The sequence below is a fragment of the Pisciglobus halotolerans genome, assembly GCF_900113675.1.
In the GTDB taxonomy this organism is placed as follows: domain Bacteria; phylum Bacillota; class Bacilli; order Lactobacillales; family Carnobacteriaceae; genus Pisciglobus; species Pisciglobus halotolerans.
This window is the reverse complement of sequence record NZ_FOQE01000018.1, coordinates 36,378-45,036: the sequence shown is the minus strand read 5'-3', so window position 1 is coordinate 45,036 and position 8,659 is coordinate 36,378. Positions and strand designations below refer to the sequence as shown.

6 protein-coding genes are annotated in these 8,659 nt (G+C 38.2%); 5 read left to right on the top strand and 1 reads right to left on the bottom strand.

Translation table 11 applies throughout. The features are described 5' to 3' along the window. The 4 genes from BM057_RS07180 to clpB form a co-directional block, all read left to right on the top strand. The coding region (locus BM057_RS07180) for an IS30 family transposase (protein ID WP_143074490.1) at positions 1-309 on the top strand (309 nt) is incomplete at its 5' end. Positions 310-691: 382 nt separating this feature from the next. Beyond that, complete coding sequence (locus BM057_RS07175; protein WP_092092501.1) at positions 692-1,453, top strand: prolyl oligopeptidase family serine peptidase; 762 nt, start codon at positions 692-694, stop codon at positions 1,451-1,453. Between the two features lie 14 nt (positions 1,454-1,467). Beyond that, positions 1,468-1,809: a metal-sulfur cluster assembly factor gene (locus tag BM057_RS07170; RefSeq protein WP_047391478.1), complete on the top strand. Its 342-nt coding sequence runs from the start codon at positions 1,468-1,470 to the stop codon at positions 1,807-1,809. A gap of 178 nt (positions 1,810-1,987) precedes the next feature. Then, complete coding sequence (gene clpB / locus BM057_RS07165; RefSeq protein WP_047391718.1) at positions 1,988-4,603, top strand: ATP-dependent chaperone ClpB; 2,616 nt, start codon at positions 1,988-1,990, stop codon at positions 4,601-4,603. A 190-nt stretch (positions 4,604-4,793) separates the two neighbouring features. Here clpB and BM057_RS07160 read toward each other — a convergent pair whose 3' ends face one another. Further along, positions 4,794-4,979: a YjzD family protein gene (locus BM057_RS07160; protein WP_047391479.1), complete on the bottom strand. Its 186-nt coding sequence runs from the start codon at positions 4,977-4,979 to the stop codon at positions 4,794-4,796. A gap of 257 nt (positions 4,980-5,236) precedes the next feature. Here BM057_RS07160 and dnaE point away from each other — a divergent pair, with 257 nt between their 5' ends. Beyond that, a complete protein-coding gene (dnaE, locus tag BM057_RS07155) occupies positions 5,237-8,572 on the top strand; it encodes a DNA polymerase III subunit alpha (RefSeq protein ID WP_092092498.1) in 3,336 nt (1,111 codons plus the stop codon). The last annotated feature ends 87 nt before the right edge of the window (positions 8,573-8,659 follow it).

Here is an 8,659-nt window from a genome sequence, read left to right as displayed (position 1 = left end):
GAGCAGTTTAAATCTCTGACTACTGATAACGGTTCTGAATTCGCCTTGCTCTCCCAGATCGAAGAACAAACCTCTTCTGTAGAAGTTTTCTTCGCTCATGCTTTCGCTTCCTGGGAAAAAGGGACGAATGAACGACATAACGGTCTGCTTCGCGAATTTGTTCCTAAAGGCCATTCACTAAGAAACTTAAGATATCAAGAGCTCCAGCTTTATACAGACGCAATCAACGAACGTCCACGTCGAATCTTAGATTATGCTACACCAACAGAATGTTTAGCATCTGAAATAGATAGAATAGTCGCAGCTTAACGAGCTTCTTGTTGCGTCAAAAGGATAGCGTCTTGCCGCAAGCTGTGTCAAGAGCCGCTCTGCTCTTCCTCTTGACACAGCTTATTGCAAGACACACTAAAAGACGTACCAACAATAAGCCAAAAAAATGGAATGGGCATAAGACTAAAAAAAAAGGTCGCCCCATCCCTTGATAACACTGACTTTTTAGTAAATCCATTGTCTACCAAGGTTTTTATAAAAATTTATGCATTTGACTTTACAACTGAGCTTCTCCTCCAATTCAACATTGAAACATAACTTTTCTTTGTTATTTTTTCTTAATATGTTAGGATTGGTTCATAAAGTATATGAATAGATTACCATAGATAAATATAAAAAAATATAAAAAGAGGGAATAAAGATGATCTCAGTCAAGAATGTCAGCATTCAAGGTTTGCCCGTGTTAGAAATCTTTCCGGCTGAACAAGAGAACCAAGCACTTCCTACAGTGATTTTTTATCACGGCTGGACAAGCCAAAAAGAGAGCGCAATGGTAAATGGTTATGAATTAGCAAAAAATGGTTTTCGCGCATTATTGCCAGAAGCTGACTTACATGGGGAAAGAAAGCCATCCAGTTCAGCAACACAAGAAAATATGGATTTTTGGCGTGTCGTCGTACATAATCTTCAAGAAATGGAAAGTATGATTGACTATTACCAGCAAAAAGGATTGATCGATGAAGATCGAATAGGTGTAGCAGGCCTTTCAATGGGTGGCATCACCACTTGTGCAGCCTTGACTCAATTCCCTTGGATCAAAGCAGCTGCGGTATTAATGGGCAGTCCATCCCCGGTTTTGTTTTCAAAATGGCTGCTTCAATCAAAATGGGCTGAAGGAATGGACGTTCCTTTCGACCAAGAAGCATTTGATGAAATGACGGCGCCCTTAAAAAAAATCGCCCTAAATCTTCAACCTGAAAAAATTGCAGAACGTCCAATCTACTTCTGGCACGGAACAAACGATGACCTTGTTCCCTATAAACTGACGGCTGATTTTTATGAAAAAGTAAAAGATGAACCTTATGCCAAAAACCTCCAATTTCAAACAACTAAAGGAGGAATCCATAAAGTTCCTTACACTGTTTCAGTTGAAATGGCCTCTTTCTTTGAAAAAGTTTTATAAAAAGGAGAATGAAAATGACTGCACATTCGAATGATTGGACAGAAGAAGAAAAAGAACTGCTAGAAAAGCAAATTTTTACTGCTCTTGAGCAAGTGATTGATCCAGAATTAGGAATCGATATTGTAAATTTAGGTTTGATCTATGATATCGCGCTGTTTGAAAACGGCCGGTGTGTGATCAGTATGACGCTCACAACAATGGGTTGTCCTTTGTTTGATGTGATCCATGAAGAAATTTTAAAAGCTATGGAAGATGTGCCAGCAATCACCGAAACAGAAGTAAAACTCGTCTGGTATCCGGCATGGGACACTTCAAAAATGAGTCGATATGCTCGTATCGCTTTAGGGATTCGTTGACCAAAATTGTTTCACCATATATGCTGCTCATAATCCTCTAAGAAAGATGAAGAAATCATGAATGAAGACGGGATGAAGCCAACGAAGCGGATCCTGTTTTTTTTGCAAATCGTTTGACCAATATTGACCAAAGGGGTATAATAAAGACATTGAATAGGAAATGAAAGTGGTGAAGCAATTGGATATCAATAAAATGACTTCGACGATGCAAGAAGCATTAGGCGAAGCACAACAAATCGCCATAACGAGGCAACATCAAGAAATCGATATTCCGCATTTATGGAAAGTTTTCTTAACACCTCACCATTTTGCGCGTAATCTTTATCAAAAAGCAGGTTTGAATACAAACCAACTTGAAAATGAAGTAGACCAAGAGTTAGACAAACTAGCTACGGTTTCAGGAACAAATGTGCAGTATGGTCAAACAATGAGCCAAAATTTGTATCACTTATTTTTAGAAGCCGATCAATTACGTGAAGCTTTTCAAGATGAGTTTACATCAACTGAAATCGTTGTATTGGCTTTGATGAAATTAAAGAATTATCCCTTAACCTTATATTTGCATCAACAAGGGTTAACAGAAGCAACCTTGACCGAACAAATCAAAACGTTAAGAGGGGGAGAACGTGTGACTTCACAAAACCAAGAAGAACAATACGAAGCATTAAAAAAATATGGAACGGATCTTGTGCAAGCTGTAAAAAGCGGGAAACAGGACCCTATTATTGGCAGAGATGATGAAATTCGCGATGTTATTCGAATCTTGTCACGAAAAACTAAAAATAATCCTGTTTTGATCGGTGAACCCGGTGTCGGAAAAACCGCCATCATCGAAGGTTTGGCACAACGGATCGTTAGAAAAGATGTGCCGGAAAATTTAAAAGATAAAACCATTTTTTCCCTCGATATGGGAGCTCTGATTGCCGGTGCGAAATATCGTGGAGAATTTGAAGAGCGTCTAAAAGCTGTTTTAAAAGAAGTGAAAAAAAGTGATGGACAAATCATTCTTTTTATTGATGAGATCCATACGATCGTAGGTGCAGGTAAAACAGAGGGCAGTATGGACGCTGGAAATCTGTTGAAACCTATGTTGGCGAGAGGAGAGCTGCATTGTATTGGCGCTACGACACTAGATGAATACCGTCAATATATGGAAACCGATAAAGCGTTGGAAAGACGTTTTCAAAAAGTGTTGGTCAATGAGCCGACAGTAGAAGAAACGATCAGTATTTTACGTGGATTAAAGGATCGATTTGAAATCTATCACAGTGTGAATATTCATGATAATGCACTAGTTGCAGCAGCAGTGCTTTCTAATCGCTATATTACGGATCGTTATTTGCCGGATAAAGCCATCGATTTAGTAGATGAAGCTTGTGCGACCATTCGAGTCGAAGTCAACTCTATGCCGACTGAGCTAGATCAAGTAACCCGTCAGTTGATGCAGCTCGAAATAGAAGAAGCTTCTTTGAAGAAAGAAAAAGACGAAGCAAGTAAACGGCGCTTAGAACGTTTGCAAGAAGAATTGGCAGAGATGCGTGAAAAAGCTAATACACTTAAAATGAAGTGGGAAACTGAAAAAAGTGAAGTTTCTCAACTCAGAGATAAGCGAGAAGAATTGGATAAAGCGCGTCATGACTTGGAAGAAGCAGAAGGAAACTACGACCTGGAAACAGCAGCTGTTCTGCGTCACGGAAAAATTCCTGCTTTAGAAAAAGAATTACAAGACTTAGAACAAGAACAAAAACAACATCAGACGACTTCTGCTCGTCTTGTCCAAGAATCGGTAACTGAAGATGAGATTGCACTAGTTGTGGGACGAATGACGGGCATTCCAGTTAGCAAATTGGTCGAAGGCGAAAGAGAAAAATTATTAAACTTAGCTTCGAGCATTGAAACAAGAGTGATTGGGCAAAATGAGGCTGTAGAAGCGGTAACAGATGCGATCATTCGCTCGCGGGCTGGGATCCAAAACCCTGATCGCCCATTAGGCTCTTTCTTATTCTTGGGACCAACAGGTGTAGGGAAAACGGAATTGGCTAAAACGTTGGCAGACCAGTTATTTGATTCACAAGAACATATGGTGCGGATCGATATGAGTGAATATATGGAAAAACACACTGTTTCTCGTTTGGTGGGGGCTCCTCCAGGCTATGTCGGCTACGAAGAGGGCGGACAATTAACAGAAGCAGTTAGACGCAATCCGTATACGATCATTCTTTTAGATGAGATCGAAAAAGCCCATCCTGATGTTTTCAATATCTTGCTGCAAGTGTTAGATGATGGACGTCTAACAGATTCAAAAGGCAGAGTAGTTGATTTTAAAAATACCGTGTTAATCATGACAAGCAACTTAGGCTCTCAGCTGCTTATTGAAGGGACTAATGAAAAAGGTGAGATTTCTCAGGATGCGCAAGAACAAGTTCAACAACTATTAAAAGCAACCTTTAAGCCAGAGTTTTTGAACCGGATCGATGACACGATCTTATTTAGACCGTTGACCTTTGGTGTTGTAGAAAAAATCGTTCTTAAAATGATCAATGATTTGAATCAGCGGTTAGCGCAAGATGAGATCCATTTAGAAATCGGATCAGAAGCCAAAGCTTGGATAGCTGAACATGCGTATGATCCAACGTATGGTGCACGGCCATTGCAACGGTTTATCACTAAAAATGTAGAAACACCAATTGCAAAAGCGATCATTGCTGGAAAAATCGTACCGCAATCCGCTGTTTTATTAACTGTCCAAAACGATCAATTAGATTTAAAGATCGAGGATCAAACGGTAGAATAGATACTGTATAAAAAGGTCTTTTCTCTTTAAACGTTGGTAAAGAAATTTCCTCCGATCGATGGGCTACTGATGGAAAGTCATGAGAACATATTAAATATTGTAGAACCTATAAAAAAGCAAAGAAAGAGGAGACGGGATGTTAGTAGCTCGTCTCCTCTTTCTTTGCTTGTATGATTCTTTAACTGAATGTTTAGTGAGCGGTTGTTTTGTCGTTTTTAGGAACGACTAAACCGATTAAGATAACGATTACTGCTCCTACTAAACCAATGATTGTTGCAATGAAAAAGTTATACATACCGCCTGTCAGTGAACTTCCGATATAGTTAACCGCTTGGCCGATAAGAAATCCCCAGAACAAGGTCATTAAATACTTCATTACACAAACACCTTCCTTCGATTCCATTCTAACACTTTTTTTCTTGAAGTAAAGAAAAAGGAAGCAAAAAAGAAGACTTCGTAGATCAGTGAGCAAGATAAAAACAGTCGATTTTTTTAAAAAGAAAATAAAAACGTTTAGCAGAAAGATGATCCTATTGCTTTATCAATAAGTTTTGATAAAGCACATCACCATCTTGATGTTTTGGTTTTCAAAAAGGTATAATGAGAGGAAGGAATAAAGGGAGGAAAACGATCATGTCATTTGTTCAGTTGCAAGTCAGCAGTGCTTATTCTTTGTTAAATAGTACGTTATCAATTGAAGCATTAGTCCACTCGGCTAAGGAAAGAGGCTATTCAGCTGTAGCGCTTACTGATACAAATGTGCTCTATGGAGCAGTTGACTTTTACAAGTTGTGTAAAAAAAATCATCTGCAGCCTATTATTGGCTTAACGTTAGAGATACAAGGCGTTTTGTCAAAAGAACAAACCTTTCCATTAGTTTTGTTAGCAAAAAACAATAAAGGCTATCAAGACTTGATCCAATTGTCTTCCAAAAAAATGACTTTAGTCGAACAAGTATTTTCTCCAGAAGAATTGTATGATTATACAGATGACTTAATCGCGATCACTCCAGGAAGAGACGGAGAAATTGAACATTTTCTTTTACAAGAAGAAAATCAGAAAGCGAAAGAAGTTGCTCATTTTTGGAAGAATTGTTTTACAAAAAATAACTTTTACTTAGGACTTCAGCTTCATTCAGAATTGATTTCGATCCAGTCGTCATTGGAATCTCTTGCAGAAACTGAGGATATTTTGCTCACAGCTGTAAATGATGTTCAGTATGAGAATGAGCAAGATGCTTTTACTTGGCAAGTCTTAAGAGCGATTGACAAAGGAACCCAATTGGATAGCGAAGAAGTAGAAAATAAAGGAACCCATGATTTGAGTGAGCCGCAAACTATGATTCAACATTATCAAGCAGCGGGATATCATTCAGCAGCTGAACAAACAGAAAAAATTGCCCAGCAAATCAATATTGAGATTGCTTTACATCAACAATTGCTGCCTAAGTATCCTTTAGCAGAAGGGCTGCAAACAACATCATTTTTAAAAGCGTTATGTATGAGGGGGCTGGAAGAAAGAGTTCCAGATGCAGATGAACGTTATACTGAGAGATTATCTCATGAATTAGACGTCATCAAAAAAATGGGATTTGAAGATTATTTCTTGATTGTTTGGGATTTGATGGCTTACGCTCATCAGGCAAATATTGTGACAGGAGCAGGAAGGGGATCAGCAGCCGGTTCTTTGGTTGCCTTTGTATTAAAAATAACCGATGTCGATCCGATTCAATATGATCTTCTTTTTGAGCGTTTTTTAAATGAAGAACGGTATAATATGCCGGATATCGACTTAGATTTTCCTGATAATCGTCGAGAAGAAATGCTGACCTATGTTAAAGAAAAATATGGTTTTACACATGTCGCTCAAATCATTACATTTGGAACACTGGCTGCTAAAATGGCTATCCGAGACACAGCACGTGTTTTTGGACTAACTCAGCAGGAAGCAGGACAATGGTCAAAAGCGATCCCTAATCAATTAGGCATGACATTAGAAAAGGCTTATCATTCTTCTAAAGCTTTACAACAGCTCGTTAGAAAAGACAGACGCCATCAGCTGTTGTTTGATTCAGCAAAAAAAATTGAAGGATTGCCGCGGCACATTTCAACACATGCGGCTGGCGTTGTGATTAGTGACCAGCCATTAACACAAAACATTCCTGTCCAAAAAGGAAGTGGGCAAATTCTCTTAACGCAGTATGCGATGGGAAACGTGGAAGAAATAGGATTATTAAAGATGGATTTCTTAGGGCTGAAAAATTTGTCTATTTTAGACAATGCCTTAAAAGTTATTCGTTATGAAACGGGAAAAGCACTTCAATTACAAGATATTCCTATGAACGATGAACAAACGTTAGAGGTGTTTAAAGCAGCCGATACAGTAGGCATCTTTCAGTTTGAATCAACGGGCATCAAACATGTTCTTCAACGCCTGCAGCCAGAATCTATTGAAGATGTTGCGGCTGTCAACGCTTTGTATCGTCCAGGACCGATGGAACAAATCAACCCATTTATTCAAAGAAAGAAAGGTTTGGCTCCAATCGAATATCCTCATCAAAGTTTGAAGGAGATATTAGAAGTGACGTATGGTGTCATGGTCTATCAAGAACAAGTCATGCAAGTCGCTTCAAAGATGGCCGGTTATACACTAGGGCAAGCTGACATTCTTAGAAGAGCCATTGGTAAAAAGAAAAAAGAAATGATAGATCGTGAAAGAACACATTTTATTACAGGTGCTGTACAAAACGGCTATCAAGAAGAAGATGCTCAGAAGGTTTATGACTATATCGAACACTTTGCTAATTACGGCTTTAACCGTTCACACGCTGTAGCCTATTCGTTTATAGCTTATCAGATGGCCTACTTGAAAGCTCATTATCCGCAAGCCTTCTTTATCGCCCTATTAAATTCCGCTGCCCATCAATCTGAAAAATTAAAGGACTATTTGTTTGAAGCGCGCAGCAAAAAAATTTCAGTCTATCCGCCAGACATTAACCAAAGCCAAGCTTTCTTTACTCAAAAAGAAAACGGCATTTTATTTGGATTCAGTTCCATCAAAGGGTTGCGAAGAGATATGATTGCTGAAATTATTCAGAATCGTAAGAAAGATGGGCAATACAAAGACTTCATCCATTTTTTAAGAAGATTAGATACAAAATGGCTAAAAGAAGACTATTTACGACCATTGATTTATGCAGGAGCATTTAATGCTTTTGATCAGTCTATTGGTACATTGCTGCGCTCACTTGAAAGTATGATTTCCAGTGTGACATTAAGCGGCAATAATATTGAACTTTTTGAGATCTTGCAGCCAAAATATATTGAAGGACCTGATTTAACGATCGAAGAAAAACTAGAAGCAGAAGAAAAATACTTAGGCATTTACTTGTCGGGTCATCCTGCAGAAAAGTATGAATCTATCCTAAAAATGAAACAAGGTACATTGATCAAAGACTTGTTGCCTGGAAAAACAGAAAAAATCATTGGTTTAGTTAAATCTGTCAAAAAGATCACAACAAAAAAAGGGGAACCGATGGCATTTATGGAAGTCAGTGATCTATCTGGCAGTTGTTCGGTCACGCTTTTTCCTAAAGTCTATCGTCGTTACGTTCAAGAGACTGTGGAAGGAAACCTTCTATTTATTGAGGGAAAGGCAGAAAAGAAAGCAGAACAGGAAATACAGCTGCTTGTTTACCAAATGGAACCTGCTGAAAAATTGGCAACATCTTTTGACAAAGGGAAGTTCTTTATTCGTATAACGGATGAACAACATCGATCTGATAAACTCAATCAAATAAAACAACTGCTGCAGTCTTATAAAGGAACGATTCCTGTTATTCTTTATTATGAAAAGGAAAATAAAACCATTATGCTGTCAGAATCATTCTGGGTTTCAAATGAACAGACCTTGAAAGAATCGGTTGAGCAAATACTTGGAAAAGGTAATGCGATTTTTGTATCATCATAAATATAATGAAAAATAGTTTTTTCACATAAATTCCTATTTCTTAAGACAATTGCTTTTAAAAATGGTAGAATGACGTTGTGGGTGTAT

Coding starts and splice junctions, on each gene's coding strand:
- dnaE (WP_092092498.1), top strand. CDS start 5,237: ATGTCATTTGTTCAGTTGCAAGTCAGCAGTGCTTATTCTTTGTTAAAT.
- BM057_RS07175 (WP_092092501.1), top strand. CDS start 692: ATGATCTCAGTCAAGAATGTCAGCATTCAAGGTTTGCCCGTGTTAGAA.
- BM057_RS07170 (WP_047391478.1), top strand. CDS start 1,468: ATGACTGCACATTCGAATGATTGGACAGAAGAAGAAAAAGAACTGCTA.
- BM057_RS07160 (WP_047391479.1), bottom strand. CDS start 4,979: ATGAAGTATTTAATGACCTTGTTCTGGGGATTTCTTATCGGCCAAGCG.